This window comes from Pseudomonas sp. VD-NE ins, from assembly GCF_031882575.1.
GTDB lineage: Bacteria > Pseudomonadota > Gammaproteobacteria > Pseudomonadales > Pseudomonadaceae > Aquipseudomonas > Aquipseudomonas fluorescens_BZ.
Window position 1 is genome coordinate 1345535 of sequence record NZ_CP134772.1, and the last position, 21349, is coordinate 1366883.

At 58.5% G+C, this 21349-nt stretch carries 22 protein-coding genes; 19 read left to right on the forward strand and 3 right to left on the reverse strand.

The genetic code is table 11. The annotated features are described in order from the left end of the window. The first annotated feature begins 186 nt into the window (after positions 1–186). The 5 genes from RMV17_RS05715 to ispD all read left to right on the forward strand — a co-directional run bounded on the left by RMV17_RS05715 (position 187) and on the right by ispD (position 5270). Positions 187–1818: a CTP synthase gene (locus RMV17_RS05715; RefSeq protein WP_034156321.1), complete on the forward strand. Its 1632-nt coding sequence runs from the start codon at positions 187–189 to the stop codon at positions 1816–1818. Positions 1819–1823: 5 nt separating this feature from the next. Next, the gene (gene kdsA, locus RMV17_RS05720) at positions 1824–2669 is read left to right on the forward strand and encodes a 3-deoxy-8-phosphooctulonate synthase (RefSeq protein WP_016985082.1); all 846 of its coding nucleotides are present in this window, start codon (positions 1824–1826) and stop codon (positions 2667–2669) included. A gap of 157 nt (positions 2670–2826) precedes the next feature. Further along, positions 2827–4116, forward strand: coding sequence for a phosphopyruvate hydratase (gene eno / locus RMV17_RS05725; RefSeq protein ID WP_007908839.1), 1290 nt, complete (start codon positions 2827–2829; stop codon positions 4114–4116). 171 nt (positions 4117–4287) lie between these two features. After that, positions 4288–4566: a cell division protein FtsB gene (ftsB, locus tag RMV17_RS05730; protein WP_034156320.1), complete on the forward strand. Its 279-nt coding sequence runs from the start codon at positions 4288–4290 to the stop codon at positions 4564–4566. Further along, a complete protein-coding gene (gene ispD, locus RMV17_RS05735) occupies positions 4563–5270 on the forward strand; it encodes a 2-C-methyl-D-erythritol 4-phosphate cytidylyltransferase (protein WP_034156319.1) in 708 nt (235 codons plus the stop codon). Before ftsB ends, ispD begins: the two co-directional genes overlap by 4 nt. Positions 5271–5413: 143 nt before the next feature. On the opposite strand, the gene RMV17_RS05740 is transcribed toward ispD, so the two are convergent. Continuing rightward, positions 5414–6310: a LysR substrate-binding domain-containing protein gene (locus RMV17_RS05740; protein ID WP_034156318.1), complete on the reverse strand. Its 897-nt coding sequence runs from the start codon at positions 6308–6310 to the stop codon at positions 5414–5416. 117 nt (positions 6311–6427) lie between these two features. Between RMV17_RS05740 and RMV17_RS05745 the strand changes: the two genes are divergently transcribed. From RMV17_RS05745 to rpoS, 8 genes are all read left to right on the forward strand, one after another. Then, positions 6428–7540 (forward strand): S-(hydroxymethyl)glutathione dehydrogenase/class III alcohol dehydrogenase, encoded by a 1113-nt coding sequence (locus RMV17_RS05745; protein ID WP_007908835.1) that lies wholly within the window; start codon positions 6428–6430, stop codon positions 7538–7540. Positions 7541–7630: 90 nt separating this feature from the next. After that, complete coding sequence (gene fghA / locus RMV17_RS05750; RefSeq protein ID WP_311887020.1) at positions 7631–8482, forward strand: S-formylglutathione hydrolase; 852 nt, start codon at positions 7631–7633, stop codon at positions 8480–8482. A gap of 44 nt (positions 8483–8526) precedes the next feature. Next, positions 8527–9000, forward strand: coding sequence for a 2-C-methyl-D-erythritol 2,4-cyclodiphosphate synthase (ispF, locus tag RMV17_RS05755; protein WP_034149878.1), 474 nt, complete (start codon positions 8527–8529; stop codon positions 8998–9000). Beyond that, positions 8997–10055, forward strand: a complete 1059-nt coding sequence (gene truD / locus RMV17_RS05760) for a tRNA pseudouridine(13) synthase TruD (RefSeq protein WP_034156315.1) — start codon at positions 8997–8999, stop codon at positions 10053–10055. Before ispF ends, truD begins: the two co-directional genes overlap by 4 nt. After that, positions 10043–10792, forward strand: coding sequence for a 5'/3'-nucleotidase SurE (gene surE / locus RMV17_RS05765; RefSeq protein ID WP_007908831.1), 750 nt, complete (start codon positions 10043–10045; stop codon positions 10790–10792). Before truD ends, surE begins: the two co-directional genes overlap by 13 nt. 41 nt (positions 10793–10833) lie before the next feature. Continuing rightward, a complete protein-coding gene (locus RMV17_RS05770) occupies positions 10834–11469 on the forward strand; it encodes a protein-L-isoaspartate(D-aspartate) O-methyltransferase (protein WP_171057346.1) in 636 nt (211 codons plus the stop codon). A 212-nt stretch (positions 11470–11681) separates the two neighbouring features. Continuing rightward, on the forward strand, positions 11682–12551 hold the full coding sequence (locus RMV17_RS05775) for a peptidoglycan DD-metalloendopeptidase family protein (RefSeq protein ID WP_034156314.1): 870 nt from the start codon (positions 11682–11684) through the stop codon (positions 12549–12551). 106 nt (positions 12552–12657) lie between these two features. Further along, positions 12658–13665: an RNA polymerase sigma factor RpoS gene (gene rpoS, locus RMV17_RS05780; RefSeq protein WP_007908828.1), complete on the forward strand. Its 1008-nt coding sequence runs from the start codon at positions 12658–12660 to the stop codon at positions 13663–13665. 528 nt (positions 13666–14193) lie between these two features. Here the strand turns inward: rpoS and fdxA are convergent. Both fdxA and mutS read right to left on the reverse strand, forming a co-directional pair. Further along, positions 14194–14517: a ferredoxin FdxA gene (gene fdxA / locus RMV17_RS05785; protein WP_007908827.1), complete on the reverse strand. Its 324-nt coding sequence runs from the start codon at positions 14515–14517 to the stop codon at positions 14194–14196. A 163-nt stretch (positions 14518–14680) separates the two neighbouring features. Further along, a complete protein-coding gene (gene mutS / locus RMV17_RS05790; RefSeq protein ID WP_311885986.1) occupies positions 14681–17263 on the reverse strand; it encodes a DNA mismatch repair protein MutS in 2583 nt (860 codons plus the stop codon). A gap of 211 nt (positions 17264–17474) precedes the next feature. Between mutS and RMV17_RS05795 the strand changes: the two genes are divergently transcribed. The 6 genes from RMV17_RS05795 (at position 17475) to RMV17_RS05820 (ending at position 21346) form a co-directional block, all read left to right on the forward strand. Beyond that, entirely contained in the window at positions 17475–18209 is a 735-nt protein-coding gene (locus tag RMV17_RS05795) for an XRE family transcriptional regulator (protein WP_095119276.1), read from the forward strand. Between the two features lie 517 nt (positions 18210–18726). Then, positions 18727–19131, forward strand: a complete 405-nt coding sequence (locus RMV17_RS05800) for a tail fiber assembly protein (RefSeq protein WP_034154895.1) — start codon at positions 18727–18729, stop codon at positions 19129–19131. A 108-nt stretch (positions 19132–19239) separates the two neighbouring features. Next, positions 19240–19677 (forward strand): tail fiber assembly protein, encoded by a 438-nt coding sequence (locus tag RMV17_RS05805; RefSeq protein ID WP_034154896.1) that lies wholly within the window; start codon positions 19240–19242, stop codon positions 19675–19677. A gap of 126 nt (positions 19678–19803) precedes the next feature. Then, the gene (locus tag RMV17_RS05810) at positions 19804–20142 is read left to right on the forward strand and encodes a phage holin family protein (RefSeq protein WP_034154897.1); all 339 of its coding nucleotides are present in this window, start codon (positions 19804–19806) and stop codon (positions 20140–20142) included. A 70-nt stretch (positions 20143–20212) separates the two neighbouring features. Further along, complete coding sequence (locus RMV17_RS05815; protein ID WP_311885987.1) at positions 20213–20734, forward strand: hypothetical protein; 522 nt, start codon at positions 20213–20215, stop codon at positions 20732–20734. Between the two features lie 3 nt (positions 20735–20737). After that, positions 20738–21346, forward strand: coding sequence for a phage baseplate assembly protein V (locus tag RMV17_RS05820; protein WP_034154899.1), 609 nt, complete (start codon positions 20738–20740; stop codon positions 21344–21346). Positions 21347–21349 lie beyond the last annotated feature (3 nt).

Below are 21349 nucleotides of genomic sequence, written 5' to 3' on the forward strand. Positions count from 1 at the left end.
CTTTGCTGGGCGATTCCAAAAAATGTGTAGCGAGCAACGTACCGGTGTTTCACCTTCCGGTCTGTCCCAACGCGGCGGTTTTTTTGAAAGGTGCACTGTGATTAATGCAGGTGATCGGGGGCTTCGGCCTTCCTTCGCTTTCCCCGGCGGCTCGTACCGCTTTAACGCAGACTTCTAGGGTTTTTCATGACGCGCTACATATTCGTCACGGGCGGTGTTGTTTCTTCATTGGGGAAAGGCATTGCATCGGCTTCATTGGCGGCCATCCTGGAGGCGCGGGGACTTAAGGTCACCATGCTGAAGCTGGACCCGTACATCAACGTCGACCCGGGCACCATGAGCCCGTTCCAGCACGGTGAAGTGTTCGTCACCCACGACGGCGCCGAGACCGACCTGGACCTGGGCCACTACGAGCGGTTCATCCGCACGACGATGACCCAGAACAACAACTTCACCACTGGCCGTGTCTACGAGCACGTGCTGCGCAAAGAGCGCCGTGGTGACTACCTGGGTGCAACCATCCAGGTGATCCCGCACATCACCGACGAAATCAAGCGCCGCATCATCAAGGGTGCCGGTGACGCTGACGTGGCGATGGTTGAAATCGGTGGCACCGTCGGTGACATCGAGTCGCAACCGTTCCTCGAGGCCATCCGCCAACTGCGTTTCGAAATCGGCGCCAAGCGCGCGATGCTGATGCACTTGACACTGGTGCCGTACATCGCCACCGCTGGCGAGACCAAAACCAAGCCAACTCAGCATTCGGTAAAAGAGTTGCGTTCGATCGGCCTGCAGCCAGACGTACTGGTGTGCCGTTCCGATCACCCGATCGACATTTCGTCGCGTCGCAAGATCGCCCAGTTCACCAACGTTGAAGAGCGCGCGGTGATCGGTCTGGAAGACGCCGACACCATCTACAAGATCCCGGGCATCCTGCACTCGCAGGGTCTGGACGATTTTGTTGTCGAGCGTTTCGGCCTGCAATGCGGCAGCGCTGATCTGTCCGAGTGGGAAGCAGTGGTTGACGCCAAGCTGAACCCGGAACACGAAGTGACCATCGCCATGGTCGGCAAATACATGGAACTGCTGGACGCCTACAAGTCGCTGATCGAAGCGATGAGTCATGCCGGCATCAGCAACCGTACCAAGGTCAACCTGCGTTACATCGATTCCGAAGACATCGAGAACCAGGGCACTGCACTGCTCGAAGGTGTCGACGCGATCCTCGTGCCGGGCGGCTTCGGTCTGCGCGGCGTGGAAGGCAAGATCACTGCCGTTCAGTACGCTCGCGAAAACAAGGTTCCGTATCTGGGTATCTGCCTCGGTATGCAAGTGGCGGTCATCGAGTTCGCTCGTAACGTCATGGGCTGGAAAGACGCCAACTCCACCGAGTTCGACCGCGCCAGCGGCCATCCGGTTGTCGGTCTGATCACCGAGTGGGAAGACGCGACCGGCGCTGTTGAAGTGCGTACCGAGTCGTCCGACCTGGGCGGCACCATGCGTCTTGGTGCTCAGGAATGCCTGCTTGAAGCCGGCTCCAAGGTGCACGACTGCTACGGCAAGGACGTGATCGTTGAGCGTCACCGTCACCGTTACGAAGTGAACAACAACCTGCTGCCACAAATCATCGAAGCCGGCCTGAAGATTTCCGGTCGCTCCGCTGACGCGGCATTGGTTGAAGTGGTTGAAGCTCCGGATCATCCATGGTTCGTCGCTTGCCAGTTCCACCCTGAGTTCACCTCGACACCACGTGATGGCCATCCGCTGTTCAGCGGTTTTGTCAAAGCAGCGTTGGCTCAACACCAGAAGAAGGCGTAACCCCGATGGCACAGAAGATCATCCGCGTCGGCGACATCGAGATTGCCAACGACAAGCCCATGGTGCTGTTCGGCGGCATGAACGTGCTGGAAAGCCGTGACATGGCCATGCAGGTTTGCGAAGAGTACGTGAAGGTCACCGAGAAACTCGGTATCCCTTACGTATTCAAGGCCAGTTTCGACAAGGCCAACCGTTCTTCTGTGACCTCCTATCGTGGTCCTGGCCTGGAAGAGGGCATGCGCATCTTCCAGGACATCAAACAAGCCTTCGGCGTGCCGATCATCACCGATGTCCACGAGCCTGATCAGGCCGCGGTCGTCGCTGAGGTCTGCGACATCATTCAACTGCCGGCCTTCCTGTCGCGCCAGACCGATCTGGTCGTCGCGATGGCCAAGACCAATGCAGTGATCAACATCAAGAAAGCCCAGTTCCTCGCACCTCAGGAAATGAAACACATCCTGAACAAGTGCGTCGAAGCGGGTAACGATCAGCTGATCCTCTGCGAACGTGGTTCGAGCTTCGGCTACAACAACCTCGTGGTCGACATGCTCGGCTTCGGCATCATGAAGCAGTTCGAATATCCGGTATTCTTCGACGTGACCCACGCGCTGCAAATGCCGGGTGGTCGTGCCGACTCCGCCGGCGGTCGCCGCGCACAGGTTCTGGATCTGGCCAAGGCCGGCATGAGCCAGTCGCTGGCGGGTCTGTTCCTCGAAGCGCACCCGGATCCGGACAACGCCAAATGCGACGGCCCTTGCGCCTTGCGTCTGGACAAACTGGAGCCATTCCTGGCCCAGCTCAAAGCTTTGGACGAACTGGTGAAGAGTTTTCCGACGGTAGAAACCGCGTAACACTCAATTCTCCGGTAAAGTACCGCACGATTTGTCGCTCATGCCCTCGGGCATGAGCGTTATCGTCTGCAAGTCTGCCCGCTGCACATCCCTTGCCGACGGTTAAAAGATTTCCTCTAGCTGCGTCGTTTTCGTCAACTTTGGAGTGTTTACAACAATGGCAAAAATCGTCGACATCAAAGGTCGTGAAGTTCTCGACTCCCGTGGCAATCCCACCGTGGAAGCGGACGTGCTTCTCGACAACGGCATCATCGGCAGCGCTTGCGCGCCGTCCGGTGCATCCACTGGCTCGCGTGAAGCGCTCGAGCTGCGTGATGGCGACAAGAGCCGTTACCTGGGCAAGGGCGTGCTCAAAGCGGTAGCCAACATCAACGGTCCGATCCGCGATCTGCTGCTGGGCACCGACCCAAGCGACCAGAAAGCCCTGGATCACGCGATGATCAAGCTCGACGGTACCGAAAACAAGGCAACCCTGGGCGCCAACGCCATCCTCGCCGTGTCCCTGGCTGCGGCCAAGGCTGCTGCACAGGACCAGGACCTGCCGCTGTACGCACACATCGCCAACCTCAACGGCACGCCGGGTGTCTACTCGATGCCGGTACCGATGATGAACATCATCAACGGTGGCGAGCACGCCGATAACAACGTCGACATCCAGGAATTCATGGTGCAGCCGGTTGGCGCCAAGTCTTTCTCGGAAGGTCTGCGCATGGGCACCGAGATTTTCCATCACTTGAAAGCTGTGCTGAAGGCCCGTGGCCTGAGCACTGCCGTTGGCGACGAAGGCGGTTTCGCACCGAACCTGGCGTCCAACGAAGACGCGCTGAAAGTGATCTCCGAAGCTGTCGCCAACGCCGGTTACAAGCTGGGCACCGACGTGACCCTGGCTCTGGACTGCGCGGCCAGCGAATTCTACGAAGACGGCAAGTACAACCTGTCCGGCGAAGGCCAGGTGTTCACCGCTGAAGGTTTCGCTGACTACCTCAAAGGCCTGACTGAACGTTATCCGATCATCTCGATCGAAGACGGTCTGGACGAGTCTGACTGGGCTGGCTGGAAGATCCTCACCGACAAGATCGGCGAGAAGGTTCAATTGGTAGGCGACGACCTGTTCGTGACCAACACCAAGATCCTGAAAGAGGGCATCGATAAAAACATCGCCAACTCGATCCTGATCAAGTTCAACCAGATCGGCACCCTGACCGAAACCCTCGAAGCCATCCAGATGGCCAAGGCTGCCGGTTACACCGCAGTGATCTCGCACCGCTCGGGCGAAACCGAAGATTCGACCATTGCCGACCTGGCTGTGGGCACCTCGGCTGGCCAGATCAAGACCGGTTCGCTGTGCCGTTCCGACCGCGTTTCCAAGTACAACCAACTGCTGCGTATCGAAGAGCAGTTGAATGGCAAGGCCAAGTACAACGGTCGCAGCGAGTTCCGCGGCTAAGTACAAATCGATGGAAGGACACCGGATTGTGTCGAAAAAGTCGTGACAGCGATGGATTTGCCACTAATCTGATGCCTTAACAGCACAAGCCTGGGTCTTCCAGGCTTCGTGCTATCAGATGCTTCAAAGTTTTGGCGTGGCTGTCTTTTTTCACTGGATACCTGATATTCGATGCGCAGTCCTTACTGGTTGTTTCTCGTTTTGCTCTTGCTACTGGGCGGTCTGCAGTACCGCCTGTGGGTGGGCAATGGCAGTCTGGCGCAGGTCGCCGAGCTGAATCAGCAGATTGCTGATCAACACGCCGAGAACGAAGGTTTGCTGGAGCGCAACCGAGTGATGGACGCTGAAGTCAGCGAGTTGAAAAAGGGCATGGAGACCGTTGAAGAGCGAGCTCGTCACGAACTGGGGATGGTCAAGGACGGCGAAACCCTTTACCAGTTGGCCCAATGATCAATTCCCTGCCGGCCTTCTGGGCCGTGATTCCTGCCGCGGGCGTCGGTGCCCGAATGGCCGCGGATCGTCCCAAGCAATACTTGCAACTGGGCGGGCGCACAATTCTCGAACACAGCCTTGGCTGTTTCCTTGATCACCCAAGCCTGCAAGGTCTGGTGGTCAGTCTTGCTGTTGATGATCCTTATTGGCCAAACCTGGCGTGCGCCAGCGACTCGCGTATTCAGCGGGTTGACGGCGGGGCTGAGCGATCAGCGTCGGTGCTCAATGCCTTGCTGCATCTACATGCGCAGGGTGCCGATGATGAGGATTGGGTGCTGGTGCACGATGCGGCACGGCCTAATCTGAGTCGCGATGATCTCGACAGGTTACTCGATGAACTGGCGGATGATCCGGTCGGCGGTTTGCTCGCGGTGCCGGCGCGCGACACGTTGAAGCGGGTCGATAAACACGGTCGTGTGGTTGAAACCGTTGATCGCAGCGTGATCTGGCAGGCCTACACGCCGCAGATGTTCCGCCTCGGTGCGTTGCATCGGGCGTTGGCGGACAGTCTGGTCGCTGATGCTGTGATTACTGACGAAGCTTCGGCGATGGAGTGGGCGGGGCTTAAGCCTCGTCTGATTGAAGGGCGGGCGGATAACCTTAAGGTGACCCGGCCGGAAGATCTGGAGTGGTTGCGTCAGCGTTGGGCGAATCGCCGCTGAGTGATGCGGTGCATTTCAGATTGCCTTCGCGAGCAGGCTCGCTCCCACCTTTGATCTGCAGTGAACTCGGATCGGATGTCCACTGAAAATCCCCTGTGGGAGCGAGCCTGCTCGCGAAAGCGATAGTTCAGGCAACCCATCACTCAGCTTCGATACTCCGGCCGCTCAGCCAATCCTTCCTTGAGAAAGTCCACCAACTTGCGCACCTTCGGCGACAAGTGCCGCTGCTGCGGATACAGCGCCCACACCGCCGTATTCGGTGGCTGATGCGCCTCCAGCAACGAAATCAACGCACCGCTGTGCAGATGCTCCAGCACGTAATAATCCGGCAATTGACACAACCCCACTCCCTGTAACGCCGCATCCAGCACTGCTTGCCCACTGTTGCAACGCCAGTTGCCCTGCACCCGCTGGGAAAATTCCCGTCCGTTTTGCTCAAGCTGCCAGATGTCCGAGCTGCCGATCAGGCAATTGTGCCGACTCAATTCCGACAAGCTATGTGGGCGACCGTAGCGCTCGACGTAGGACGGTGAAGCGCAGAGAAACATTCGCCGTGGCGCCAGTCGTGTCGCGACCAACCGCGAGTCCTGCAAACGCCCCAGACGAATTGCCAGATCCAGCCCTTCATGCACCAGATCGAGCTGACGATTGCTCAGTTCGATATCGATGCGCAATTGCGGGTACAGCCCCATGAACCGCGTGACCAGCGGCACGATAAAGCGCTCGCCGTACGCGACGGCACAGGTCATGCGCAACATGCCTTTCGGTTCGCTGGTCAGGTCGCCGACCGCACGCAAGGCCTCTTCGCGTCCGTCCTGCAAGCGTTGGCAATGTTGCAGAAAGGTCTGCCCGGCTTCAGTCAGCGTCACCCGACGGGTGCTGCGATAAAGCAGGCGCGTCTGAAGTCTTTCTTCCAGCCGTACGATTTGTCGACTGATGTGCGAGGACGAAACCCCGAGACGTTCGGCGGCGGCAGTGAACTGGCTGCATTCAGCGACGGCGACGAACTCGTCGATGCCTTCCCAGCGGTTTTCGGACATGGGGATTATCCCTGTGTGGCAATAATGTTTTGCTTTTGTCCAGATTATTCATCGTAAAGCCATGTATTACACTCCTTGTCTGGTTTTTTTATTCAATGGATTTACTGGAGAGTCAGCATGATCAAGTCGCGCGCCGCCGTAGCCTTCGAGGCCAAGAAGCCGCTGGAAATCGTAGAAGTCGATGTCGCCATGCCCAAGGCCGGTGAAGTGTTGCTGCGCGTGGTGGCTTCCGGGGTTTGCCACACTGACGCCTACACCCTGTCCGGCGCTGATCCGGAAGGTATTTTCCCGTCGATCCTCGGCCACGAAGGCGGCGCCATCGTTGAAGCGATCGGCGAAGGCGTGACCTCGGTTGCCGTTGGCGATCACGTGATTCCGCTGTACACCCCGGAATGCGGCCAGTGCAAATTCTGCAAGTCGGGCAAGACCAACCTGTGTCAGGCGATTCGCGCCACTCAGGGTAAAGGTTTGATGCCGGACGGCACTTCGCGCTTTTCCTACAAGGGCGAAACGATTTTCCACTACATGGGTACTTCGACATTCTCGGAATACACCGTGTTGCCGGAAATCTCCGTGGCCAAGATCTCCAAGGATGCGCCACTCGAGAAGGTCTGCCTGCTGGGCTGCGGCGTCACCACCGGTATCGGTGCCGTGCTCAACACCGCCAAGGTCAAGCCGGGTGACACCGTGGCCATCTTCGGTCTGGGCGGCATCGGTCTGTCCGCGGTGATCGGCGCGGTAAAAGCCAAGGCTGCGCGCATCATCGCCATCGACATCAATCCGGCCAAGTTCGAGATCGCCAAACAACTCGGCGCCACCGACTGCGTGAACCCGAAGGACTTCGATCGTCCGATCCAGGAAGTGATCGTCGACATGACCGATGGCGGCGTCGACTTCTCTTTTGAATGCATCGGCAACGTGCAATTGATGCGCGCGGCGCTTGAGTGCTGCCACAAAGGTTGGGGCGAGTCGGTGATCATCGGTGTGGCCGGTGCCGGCCAGGAAATCGCTACCCGTCCGTTCCAGTTGGTCACCGGTCGCGTCTGGCGCGGTTCGGCATTCGGCGGCGTGCGCGGTCGTACCGAGTTGCCAAGCTACGTCGACATGGCTCAGAGCGGCGAGATTCCGCTGGATACTTTCATCACCCACACCATGGGCCTGGAAGACATCAACAAAGCGTTCGACCTGATGCACGAAGGCAAGAGCATCCGTACCGTCATTCATTTCTAAAAGCAGCCCCAAGTTACAAGCTTCAAGCTGCAAGCAAAGGCGCTTTTGCCTGTTCTTGAAGCTCGAAGCTTGCCACTTGCAGCTGGGAGAATCCCCATGAGTCTGGAAAACATCTCCTGTCAGAAGAGTTTCGGCGGTTGGCACAAGCGCTATCGCCATCGCTCCGACGTGCTCGGCTGCGACATGGTGTTTGCCGTGTACCTGCCGCCGCAGGCGGAGCAGGGCGGGAAGCTGCCGGTTTTGTATTGGTTGTCCGGCCTGACCTGCACCGACGAGAACTTCATGCAGAAGGCCGGCGCGATGCGCATGGCTGCCGAACTGGGTTTGATCATCGTTGCGCCGGACACCAGTCCGCGCGGTCCTGATGTGCCGGGCGATCCGGATGGTGCGTGGGATTTCGGCCTCGGCGCCGGGTTCTATCTGAATGCCACGCAAGAACCTTGGTCGCGGCACTATCGGATGCATGACTATGTCGTGCAGGAATTGCCTTCATTGGTTGAAGCGCATTTCCCCGCTTCGGATAAACGCAGCGTCAGCGGCCACTCCATGGGCGGTCACGGTGCGTTGGTTTGCGCGTTACGCAATCCGGGGCGTTACCAATCGGTGTCGGCGTTCTCGCCGATCAATAACCCGATGGATTGCCCGTGGGGGCAAAAGGCGTTTTCCCGTTTCCTGGGCGAAGACCGCTCGAAATGGAAAGAGTGGGATGCCTGCGCATTGATTGCCGAGGCAGATGAAAAACTGCCATTGCTGGTCGATCAGGGGGATCGCGATGATTTCCTCGCTACCCAGCTCAAACCCGAAGCCTTGCAACAAGCGGCAAAACAAGCGGGCCATCCGCTGACGTTGCGCCTGCAACCGGGCTACGACCACAGCTATTTCTTCATCTCAAGCTTTATAGACGACCACTTGCAGCATCACGCACGCGCCCTGCGCGGTTAATGCAGGTAGAATCACGCCCTGACAAAAATCGGGGCGTTTTTTTTATGCGTATTGGCCACGGCTATGATGTGCACCGTTTCGCTGAAGGCGATTTCATTACTCTTGGCGGCGTGCGCATTGCACACAGCTTCGGGCTGCTCGCTCATTCCGACGGTGACGTCCTGCTGCACGCCTTGAGCGATGCCTTGCTCGGCGCTGCGGCGCTGGGTGATATCGGCAAACACTTCCCGGATACCGACCCGCAATTCAAGGGCGCCGACAGCCGTGCGCTGCTGCGTCATGTGGTCGCGCTGATCCATGCCAAAGGCTGGAAAGTCGGCAACGTCGACAACACCATCGTTGCCCAGGCGCCGAAAATGGCCCCGCATATCGAATCGATGCGCGCGCTGATCGCGGCGGATCTTCAAGTTGAGTTGGATCAAGTGAACGTGAAAGCTACCACCACCGAAAAGCTCGGCTTTGTCGGTCGCGAAGAAGGCATCGCCGTGCACTCCGTTGCCTTGTTGCTGCGCGCATGAACGAACTGCAATTGCTCGGCCCGCGCGCCTATGGCGAACCCCTCGGCACCGCGGTATTGAAAGCCATCGCTGAAGATTTTCAGGTCGATGAAGTCCTCGATATCCCGTTCAGCGGCGATGGCGAACACCTGTGGATCTGGGTTGAAAAACGTGGCCTGAATACTGAAGAAGCCGCGCGCCGTATCGCCAAGGCTGCCGGCGTACCATTGCGTACCGTCAGCTATGCCGGTCTCAAGGATCGTCAGGCGCTGACCCGCCAGTGGTTCAGCGTGCAACTGCCGGGCAAGGCTGACCCTGATCTATCGGCGGCGGAAAACGATACGCTGAAGATCCTCAAGACCACCCGCCACAAGCGCAAGCTGCAGCGCGGTGCGCATTCGGCCAACGGTTTCACCCTGCGCCTGACTCAGTTCGCTGGCGACACAGCGGCGATTGAACAGCGCCTGCAACTGATCGCCCAACAAGGCATCCCCAATTATTTCGGCGCCCAGCGTTTCGGCCATGACGGTGGCAACGTCGTTGATGCGCGTGCGTGGGCGGCACGCAAGGCTTTGCCGGAGCAGCGCAACGTGCGTTCGCGCCTGCTCTCGACCGCGCGCAGTTTTCTGTTCAACAAGGTGCTTGCCGCACGGGTTGCCGATGGCACCTGGCAAAAAGCCCAGGTCGGTGATCTGCTGGCCTTTACCGACAGCCGCAGTTTTTTCCCGGCCGGTGAAGCCGAGTGCAGCGACCCGCGTCTGGCGATTCTTGACCTGCATCCGACCGGCCCGCAGTGGGGCGAAGGTGACTCGCCGACCGCAGGCGCTGTCCATGATCTGGAGCAGGGGATTGCCGCTGGTGAAGCGCAGTTGCGCGATTGGTTGATTCACGCCGGCATGAGCCACGAACGTCGCATCCTGCGACTGCCCATTGGCGGGTTGACGTGGCATTATCCCCAGCCTGACATTCTGCAACTGGAATTCGTCCTCCCGGCCGGATGCTTCGCCACCGTATTGGTGCGCGAACTCGTTGATCTGGTGCCGGTGGGGCAGACGGACAGCCCATGCGTATTCTGATTTCTAACGACGATGGGGTAACCGCACCCGGTCTCGCCGCGCTTTATGCTGCGCTGGCGGATTACACCGAATGCGTGGTTATCGCCCCGGAGCAGGACAAAAGCGGCGCCAGCAGTTCGCTGACGCTCGACCGTCCGCTGCACCCGCAATACCTGGCCAACGGCTTTATCAGCCTCAATGGCACACCGACCGACTGCGTGCATCTGGGCCTTAATGGCTTGCTGGAGCGCGAGGCGGACATGGTGGTTTCCGGTATCAACCTTGGCGCCAACCTTGGCGATGACGTGCTGTATTCCGGAACCGTGGCGGCCGCTCTTGAGGGGCGTTTTCTCGAGCGTCCTTCGTTCGCTTTTTCGCTGGTCTCGCGGCAGGTGGATAATCTGCCGACAGCGGCGTACTTTGCGCGCAAACTGGTTGAAGCCCATGCCGGGCTCGATCTGCCGCCGCGCACGGTGCTCAACGTGAACATTCCCAACCTGCCTATCGACCACATTCGTGGCATCCAGTTGACCCGACTCGGCCACCGTGCCCGGGCAGCTGCGCCGATGAAAGTGGTCGACCCACGGGGCAAGGCCGGTTACTGGATTGCCGCCGCCGGCGATGCCGAAGATGGCGGCCCGGGCACGGACTTTCATGCGGTGATGCAGGGTTATGTATCCATCACACCGTTGCAGCTCGATCGCACCTTCAACGATGCGTTCAGAAGTCTCGACGGCTGGCTGGAGGGACTGCGCTGATGGCCCGTGAACACGAAGACCGCCTGCGCAGCGGTATCGGCATGACTTCCCAGCGTACCCGCGAGCGGCTGATTCAGCGGTTGTATGAAGAGGGCGTGTCCAACGCCAAGGTGCTGGAAGTCATCCGCCGTACGCCGCGCCACCTGTTCGTCGACGAAGCGCTGGCCCATCGCGCCTACGAAGACACGGCGCTGCCGATCGGCAATAACCAGACGATTTCCCAGCCTTATATGGTGGCGCGCATGAGCGAGCTGCTGCTGGAGGCGGGGCCGCTGGATAAAGTGCTGGAGATCGGCACCGGTTCCGGTTACCAGACCGCCGTGTTATCGCAACTGGTCGAGCGGGTGTTCTCGGTCGAGCGCATCAAGGTGCTGCAGGATCGTGCCAAGGAACGTTTGGTTGAACTGAACCTGCGCAACGTGGTGTTCCGTTGGGGCGATGGCTGGGAAGGCTGGCCGGCGCTGGCGCCTTATAACGGCATTATCGTCACCGCTGTGGCCACGGACGTACCGCAAGCCTTGCTCGATCAATTGGCTCCGGGCGGGCGCATGGTGATTCCGGTGGGCTCCGGAGAAGTGCAGCAACTGTTGCTGATCGTGCGTGAGGAAAACGGTTTTTCCCGGCATGTTCTCGGGGCTGTTCGTTTCGTGCCGTTGCTCAATGGGCCGCTGGCCTGAGCATTTGTTTACGCGCGCTGAATTCCTTTCGTTCGCCTGTGTCTTACTCCGGCAGCGATGGTTTAAACGCAGCAGACTGTCCACTTGCAAACGTGTGCGCGACGCGATTTCGCTTCATTAAAGGTAAAGCCGATTCGGCCCGTTATACTTGCGACATCTCATGCCGACATCCGGCATTTCACATTTTTCAGCCACCACAAAGGGAGCGGCGGGTGAGTCTCACAGTCATTGCGCAGCGTATGGGTAACACGAGCTTTCAGCGCCTGGTGACTGGCCTTGTCTTGAGCACCTTGCTGGTCGGTTGCTCCAGCACCAAATCGAGCAATGTCCGGGTGGTCGATCGCAACAGCGCGGTGGCCCAGCGTCCTACCGTGACGACCGGGCAGTATGTAGTCCGTCCGGGCGATACGATGTTTTCGATCGCGTTTCGCTACGGCTGGGACTACAAAGCCCTCGCTGCCCGGAACAATATTCCTACGCCGTATACGATCCATCCGGGTCAGACAATTCGCTTCGATGGCCGTACCGGTTCAACGCCGACGGCGGTGGTGAGCAACAGCAGTTCTTCGCCTTCTTCGTCGAGCAAAACCACGGTAATCCGGCGCCAGGCAAATGGCACGACGACCACGACAACCACCGGTTCTACTGGCGTTGCACCGTCCGTCGCCAACAAGCCTGCACCCGCGCCGCTGCCTCCGGCAGGCCCGGCCCCGACCGGCTGGGGATGGCCATCTAATGGCATTCTGATTGGAAAATTCTCTTCAAACGGTAGTTTGAATAAAGGAATTGATATCGCCGGGGATTTGGGACAGCCTGTTTTAGCTGCGTCTGATGGGACGGTGGTATACGCCGGGAGTGGCTTAAGGGGCTACGGCGAATTAGTCATCATCAAACACAGCGAAACCTACGTCAGTGCCTACGGACATAACCGCAGGCTGTTGGTTCGGGAGGGACAGCAGGTCAAGGTCGGACAGACAATTGCCGAAATGGGGTCAACGGGTACAGACCGGGTGAAACTGCATTTTGAGATTCGCCGCCAAGGTAAACCTGTAGATCCGCTGCAGTTCCTGCCAAGACGTTGATTTGTAAGCCAGCCTGTTCCGTCACGTAGAGGGGACAGGCTCCAGCGCTGCCAAGGATAAAGGCGTCGCTTGAGCTTGGGGTCGAACTCACCAAAGGACTATAACAATGGCTCTCAGTAAAGAAGTGCCGGAGTTTGACATCGACGATGAGGTTCTCCTTATGGAGACCGGCATCGATTCGGATTCGATGTCGAATGATGAAGGGGCTGCTCCACCTTCCGTTCGTTCCAAATCCAAACACTCCGCTTCACTTAAACAACATAAGTACATCGATTACACGCGGGCACTTGATGCCACGCAGTTGTATCTCAACGAAATCGGCTTTTCCCCACTGCTCTCCCCGGAGGAAGAAGTTCATTTTGCGCGCTTGTCGCAAAGTGGCGATCCGGCCGGGCGCAAGCGCATGATTGAAAGTAACCTGCGGCTGGTGGTCAAAATCGCCCGGCGTTACGTCAATCGGGGGCTGTCGCTGCTGGATCTGATCGAAGAGGGCAACCTCGGACTGATCCGGGCGGTGGAAAAGTTCGATCCCGAGCGCGGCTTCCGCTTCTCGACCTACGCGACCTGGTGGATTCGTCAGACCATCGAGCGCGCGATCATGAACCAGACCCGGACCATCCGGTTGCCGATTCATGTGGTCAAGGAGCTCAACGTGTACCTGCGGGCTGCACGGGAGCTGACGCAAAAACTCGACCACGAACCTTCACCCGAAGAGATCGCCAACCTGCTGGAAAAACCGGTGGGCGAGGTCAAGCGCATGCTTGGTCTGAACGAGCGGGTTTCTTCGGTCGACGTCTCGCTGGGTCCGGATTCGGATAAAACCCTGCTGGACACCCTCACCGATGATCGTCCGACCGATCCTTGTGAACTGCTGCAGGATGACGACCTGTCGCAGAGCATCGATCAATGGCTGTCGGAGTTGACCGACAAGCAGCGCGAAGTGGTTGTACGCCGCTTCGGCCTGCGCGGTCACGAGAGCAGTACGCTGGAAGATGTAGGCCTGGAGATCGGCCTGACCCGGGAACGGGTGCGGCAGATCCAGGTGGAAGGCCTCAAGCGCCTTCGTGAGATCCTCGAGAAGAATGGCCTGTCGAGCGAGTCGCTGTTCCAGTAAGCGCCTCACACGTCCGCCCGTAAAAAGCCCCGACTGGTTCGGGGCTTTTTGTTGACCTGGATTTGTAGGCAATCCATCACCACCCTGCTCATTGCCGGACGTACGGTTGGCAATTCCATCGTTTGTAGTCTCGCGGTGTAAGCCTTGGCTTACTCTTTCGTAAGTGTTCACTATCTTTACACGGCAGCAGACGTCGATTGCTCTAAATGACTTGGTTTAAATTATTGATTTTTATATATATTTTTTAATGTGAAGTGCTTATTACAGCGCTCTTCCGCTCCGAGGGGCGATTGCTCTCGGCAGGGAACTCTTTAGTATCTGGGGTGTGTCGACGGACAGACACGCCCTTCAAGGAAGAGGGGAACGGACATCGCAGGACGCGATTCATCAGGACGATGAAAAGGAATACAGGGAATAGGGAAAAAATGTGGGCGGGTCATACCGCCCCTTTTTTTTGCCCGTAGAAAAGTACAAGACAGAAAAGCAAAAAGGCCCGCAAGGGGCCTTTTCATTCGAGCACGCGACAGATCAGCGTTCGAGATCTTTGATCTTGCCTTTGACGCCATCCCACTCTTCGGCATCCGGCAGCGATTCTTTCTTCTCGGTGATATTCGGCCAGATTTCCGCCAGCTCAACGTTCAGCTGGATGAACTCCTGCATCTCTTCCGGAACTTCGTCCTCGGAGAAGATGGCTACGGCCGGGCATTCCGGTTCGCACAGGGCGCAGTCGATGCACTCATCCGGGTGAATCACCAGGAAGTTCGGGCCTTCGTAAAAGCAGTCCACCGGACAGACTTCTACGCAGTCGGTGTACTTGCACTTGATGCAGTTGTCGGTGACGACGAAGGTCATTTCTAATTTTCTCCTCAGGCGGCGGCAGCGTAGCCCCTTCACGGTTGGGGTCGCCAGGTTCGGGAGCGATACCTGCTGGCCAGGCTATTAGCCAGCAGCATCCCAAACCGCGCGAGATTCTAACAGCTTGAAGCCGTTTGCGTTATATCCGCTTCTTCAGTGCTTATATCCGGTTCTTCAGTGCATAGAGCATTTCGAGAGCTCGGCGCGGGGTCAGGTCATCCAGATCCAGTTTAGCCAGCTCATCGAGAACCGGGTGCGGCAAGCTGGCGAACATGTCGCTTTGCTGCGGCGTTACCGGTTTGCCTTTGGAGGCAGGTTTCGGCGCTTCATGCGGCAAAGCGGTTTCTTCCAGTCGGCTCAAATGCTCGCGGGCACGCACGATGACTTCGCTTGGCACGCCGGCCAGTTGCGCCACCGCCAGGCCGTAGCTCTGGCTGGCAGGGCCGGGCAGCACGTGGTGCAGGAAAACGATGCGTTCGTTGTGCTCGGTCGCATTGAGGTGGACGTTGGCCACCAATGGCTCGGCTTCCGGCAACACGGTCAGTTCGAAGTAATGGGTGGCAAACAGCGTATACGCGCGCAGATGCGCCAGACGCTCGGCCGCCGCCCACGCCAACGAAAGACCGTCGAACGTGCTGGTGCCGCGACCGACTTCGTCCATCAACACCAGGCTGCGCTCGGTGGCGTTGTGCAAGATGTTGGCGGTTTCGCTCATTTCGACCATGAAGGTCGAACGACCACCGGCCAAGTCATCACTGGAGCCGATGCGGGTGAAGATCCGGTCAACCAGCGACAATTCGCAACTCGCCGCCGGCACGAAGCTGCCGATATGCGCCAGCAGCACGATCAATGCGGTTTGGCGCATGTAGGTGGATTTACCGCCCATGTTCGGGCCGGTGATCACCAGCATGCGCGTGTTGTCATCGAGGCTCAGGTCGTTGGCCACGAACGGCGTGGTCAGCACTTGCTCGACCACCGGGTGACGACCCTGGGAGATGCGCATGCACGGCTCGCTGACGAAGCGCGGGCAGTTCAGGTCGAGATTCAGCGCACGCTCGGCGAGGTTGCTCAAAACGTCCAGTTCGGCCAGCGCGCCGGCGGTGTCCTGCAGCGGTGGCAACTGGCTGATCAGATCTTCCAGCAGGGCTTCGTAAAGCATCTTCTCGCGCGCCAGGGCACGGCTCTTGGCAGAGAGGGCTTTGTCTTCGAACTCTTTCAGTTCCGGCGTGATGAAGCGCTCGGCGCCTTTCAGGGTTTGCCGACGGATATAGTCCGCCGGTGCCGACTCGGCCTGCTTGCTCGGCAGTTCGATGAAGTAGCCATGAATGCGGTTATAGCCGACTTTCAGATGGCTCAGGCCGGTTCGGGCCTTCTCGCGCGCCTCCAGGTCGATGAGGAACTGGCCGGCGTTTTCGCTCAGCGATTGCAGCTCGTCGAGTTCACTGTCGTAACCGGTTTTCAGCACGCCGCCGTCACGGATCACCGCCGGCGGGTTGTCGATAATGGCTTTTTCCAGCAACGCCGCCAGCTCCGGGTAGGTGCTGGTGATGGTCGCGAGGTTTTGCAGGTGCGGCGCTTCCAGATCGGTCATTGCCACTTGCAGTTCAGGCAGGGCACCGAGGGCGTCGCGCAAGCGCGCAAGGTCACGAGGACGCGCGTTGCGCAGGCCGATCCGCGCGAGAATTCGCTCGATGTCGCCGATTTCCTTGAGCTGTGGTTGCAGCTTTTCGAAACGATAGCGATCGAGCAGACACGTGATCGAGCTCTGGCGCGCCAGCAATACGGTCAAGTCGCGTAACGGACGGTTCAGCCAACGGGTCAGCAGACGGCTGCCCATGGCGGTCTGGCAGCGATCGACCACCGATTGCAGGGTGTTGTCGCGACCACCGGCCAGGTTGGTGTCGAGTTCGAGGTTGCGACGGCTTGCACCGTCCAGCACCACGGTGTCATCCAGGCGTTCGTGGCGCAGGCTGCGCAGGTGGGGCAGGGCGGTGCGCTGGGTTTCCTTGGCATAGGCCAACAGACAACCGGCGGCGCCGATGGCCAGGGTCAGGTTCTCGCAGCCAAAACCCTTCAGGTCTTGGGTGGAGAACTGCTGGCAAAGGCTTTTCAGCGCCGAATCACGCTCGAAATCCCACGGTGCACGACGACTGACGCCACGGCGTTTTTCCGCCGGCAGGTCTCTTGGCCAGTCATCCGGGATCAGCAGTTCCACCGGGTTGATCCGCTCCAGTTCCGCCAGCAGGTTTTCCCAACCTTTGATTTCCGAGACGCTGAAGTTGCCGCTGGTGATGTCCAGCACGGCAAGGCCGAACAGACGTTCGTCACCCAGCAGGGCTGCAATCAGGTTGTCGCGGCGCTCATCGAGCAGCGCCTCATCACTGACCGTACCCGGCGTGAGGATCCGTACGACCTGACGCTCGACCGGGCCTTTGCTGGTCGCTGGATCGCCGACCTGCTCGCAAATCACCACCGATTCGCCGAGCTTGACCAGTTTCGCCAGATAGCCTTCCGCCGCGTGGTAAGGAATCCCGCACATCGGAATCGCCTGTCCCGCCGACTGCCCGCGCGCGGTCAGGGTGATGTCCAGCAACTTGGCTGCCTTCTTCGCGTCTTCGTAGAAGATCTCGTAGAAGTCGCCCATGCGGTAGAACATCAGCTGATCCGGGTGCTGATTCTTCAGGCGCCAGTACTGCTGCATCATCGGAGTGTGGGAGGACAGGTCGGAGACGGCTTTATTCATCGGATTGTCAGGCAACTCGTTAAAAGATGTAGGGCAAAAGCGGGGGCATCAGCCGGGCTTTTCCGCGATGGGCGCAAGGTTACCATGTGCAGTCTGTCGGACGCAGGCATCGCAGCCGGGTGACGGCTTTCTTCATCGAAAAGTGTATTTATGCACGTTTTATGCAAATCAGCATTTGTCTTCGCGAATAACTTCAAGCACTATGCGCGTTATGCAAAAACGCAACGTAGCCTCCGTCTTAAGAGCACTGCTCGACCAGCACGGGATCTCCCCCACGGAGCTCCACCGTCGCACCGGCGTGCCCCAATCCACTCTCTCGCGGATTCTCAGCGGGAAGATCGTCGATCCCTCGGATAAACATATCTCGAAGATCGCCGAGTACTTCGCCGTGAGCACCGATCAATTGCGCGGGCGCGCGGATGTCGCGTCGTCGGCCGGTGCCGTGCGTGATGACGTGCACGCGGAACTCAAGGACATAATGCTGTGGGACGACGATACGCCTGTCGATGATGACGAAGTATCGGTGCCGTTCCTTCGCGAGGTTGAATTGGCTGCTGGATCAGGAAGATTCGTCATCGAAGAGAGCGAGCGCTCTAGCCTGCGCTTCGGCAAGCGCAGCCTGCGTCATAACGGTGTGCAGTTCGACCAGGCCAAATGCGTGACTGTGCGCGGCAACAGCATGTTGCCGGTGTTGCGTGATGGCGCAACTGTTGGTGTGAATGCGGGCAAGTGCGGCATTGGCGACATCATCGATGGCGACCTGTATGCGATCAATCACAACGGCCAGTTACGCGTAAAGCAGCTTTACCGCTTGCCTACCGGCATTCGTCTGCGCAGCTTCAATCGCGATGAACATCCGGACGAGGACTACAGCTTCCAGGAAATCCAGGAAGAGCAGATCGTCATCCTCGGTCACGTCTTCTGGTGGGGCATGTACGCCCGCTAACCTGACCCTCTTCAGACAAACCCGCCCATTGGCGGGTTTTTTTTCGCCTTGATTAAACCGTCAAACCCTTGAGCTGCGGGGCTTCCATGCATCTGCGCATTTCTCATGCACAAATAAATGCATTTACGCATTGACTGGATATGCATACATGCATATCCTTGTCACCAAGCCGCTCGACAAAGCGGCTGGCAAGAAAGCTCTTTAGTTCCACAAGAACAGGCAGCGATGAACCGGCCTCAACGGTTCAGAGGGTTGGCAACTGACCCGGGTGTGCAGCGTAAAGCACCAGAAGCAGTTATCCGGCGGGCAGGGACCGCGGTCGGAAAAACAATTTGAATGGACTCGTACCGCGCCAGTAGCGCCGAACAGTCAGCTTCCTTCTTGAACACAGGATTTGAAGGAAGGCGAAGGAGCGCATTACTGAAAAGCCCGGTGTGCGAATGCCGGGCTTTTTGGAATGCCTGCCGAATGTTTTCACGACACGCATCTGAAATGACCACCCATGGAGGAATATCCAATGAATCTCTACGCACTGGTTGAATACAACAAAGTTGTCCAATTGAAGGAAAGCGAAGTCCTTCCTGATGCACCTGCTTCGCCAACGTCCGTATGGGTCGATGTAACCGGTAGTACAGACATGCGCGTGGGTTGGGGGGCGACGTTCAATGGCATCTGGTTATTCACACCGCCAACAGATGAAGACTTGCGTAACGAAGCCGAGCAACAGAAATGGCAACTGCTGAATTTCGCCGCTAACTGGCTTCTGCTCAACTCGCTTCAGTTCAAAGTCGACGTCGGCATCGCCACGGCGCAAGACCAGGCTCGCCTGCTAGCCCACAAACAGTACTCCATTGCTGTCAGCGACATCGATAAGCAGCCGGGTTATCCGGCCAATATCGTCTGGCCGGTAGCGCCTTACTGACATGCATAAGCCCGGCAAGTTGCCTGGCTTTACGCACTGACTGGTGGACGTTCAACAAGCGTGCAGAACGACCGCTTCGAGCACTCGAAACAATCGGAGGCAAGGACAATGAATCGTTACGTGTTGGTCGGGACTGTTTACAAAACCGGTTATCAAGTAGCCCTGCAAATTCTGGAAACGGAAGACGCCATGCCCACCACACTCCCGGACGGAGTGTCGGATGCGTGGTGGTATGACATCACCGGGTATACAACTGCTCATGTCGGGTGGAAGGTTTTCGACCTGGATGCGGAAGGATTGCTTTTTGTCGAACCGACTGAGCAAGAGCATCGCAAAATGACCACCGCGCGCATGCAGGAACGGTTCGATACCGCCGCGCAATGGATAGTGTTCAACCCTTTGCAATTCAAGGTTGATCTGGGTGTTGCGACGCCAGCAGAAGTAATGACGTTAGCGCTTTACAAGCAGTACTGGATTGACGTCAGCGAAGTCCGTAATCAGTCAGGGTATCCATCCACGATCAACTGGCCAGTCGCTCCCTTCTAATTGAAGGCATGAGAGTGCATTACTGAAAAGCCCGGCCTGCGCGCCGAGCTTTTTGGAATGCCTACCTCAAGAGAAAACGATTGAATCCAACACACATCACTCATCCATCATCTACGGAGGCATGACATGACAAACGAGCAACAAGCATTGGCCGACATGCCGATCTGGCTGGTCATCCTCCTTGCCGTCGTCGGCGGAGTGTCCGGCGAAATGTGGCGCGCCGACAAGGAGGGCGCACGCGGCTGGCCGCTGCTGCGCCGTCTGGCCCTGCGCTCCGGCGCCTGCATGATCTGCGGCGTGTCGGCGATCATGCTGCTGTATGCCGCTGGCATGTCGATCTGGGCCGCTGGCGCCTTCGGCTGCCTCACCGCCATGGCCGGTGCCGACGTGGCGATCGGTCTGTACGAACGCTGGGCCGCCAAGCGCATCGGCGTCTGCGAACTTCCACCCCGCGACCAGCCTTAACCTTGAATGTTATTCGTGCCGCCCTTTGGGCGGCAGGGCTGCGCGTGGACGATTGAAAAGGAGGTCATGTATGCCCACACCGATCCAGCTGCCGTCGCAACTGTTCACCGCCATCGCGACGACGCTGCGCAACACTGCCGGGCTCAATATCAGCGTCGGCATGCACGACGATTTCACGGCACCAGGCGATCAGGCCTGGGTGTTGATCGACTTCGACCGAAATGCATCGGGAGTGCGCGCCGCTGATGGGCGCATAGCTCATGTCATGACGCTGTCGCTGCAAGTCATCCCGGCGCTTTCAGCGACCGCGTTTGCCGCGTGCGATCTGATCGCCGTACTGAAAAACCTGATCACCGACAACCGTTGGAGCCTGCCCGGCGACCAATGCGATCTGCCGATCAACATTGATGGCTTGCCGTCGCTGCTGGTTCGTGCCGACCAGGCATACAAGACCTGGACACTGACGTTCGACCAGACCCTTTACCTCGGCCCGACCTTGCTCGACGATCCGTTGGGCATCCCGAAATTCGCCCGCACCTGGGAAGTCAGCAACATCGACGACCCCGACCAATACACCGCGCTGGAGGCCTGACCGATGTTCGACGCATTACTGCGTATGCAACTGGGGCCGATCATCGAACGCCTGGCCGAAATGGAAGCGGAAATCGACGACCTGCACCGCCGCGCCGAAAGCTTCTGCCGCATTGGCATTTGCCAGACAGTCGACGCCGCGAGCAACACCTGTCAGGTCAGTCACGGTGGTTTGCTGACGCCGGCCATCAAGTTTTTCAACCCCAGCGCCGGTGCACAAAGCGAGTCGCGGATTCCAACGGTGGGTGAGCAATGTCTGCTGTTCAACTACGGCAGCGGCGAAAGCGGCGCGCAATCCGTGGCGCTGTTCGGTCTGAACAGTGATCGTTTTCCACCAGCCTCTACGATCCCGACGCTGACCCGTCGCGTGTATCAGGACGGCAGCGAAAGCGGTTACGACGATGCCAGCCACACCCTGCACTGGCAAAACGGCCCGGCAGCCTTCAGTGGTTCTCGCGAATCGCTGGAGCTGAACATCGGCCCGGCCCGATTAGCGATGACACCACAAATCATCACCCTGCAACTCGGTGCCGTCGGCCTGACTATCGACGCCTCGGGCGTGCACTTCAGCGGCCCGTTGGTCGATCACCAGGGCCGCGTCATCAGCCCCTGATTC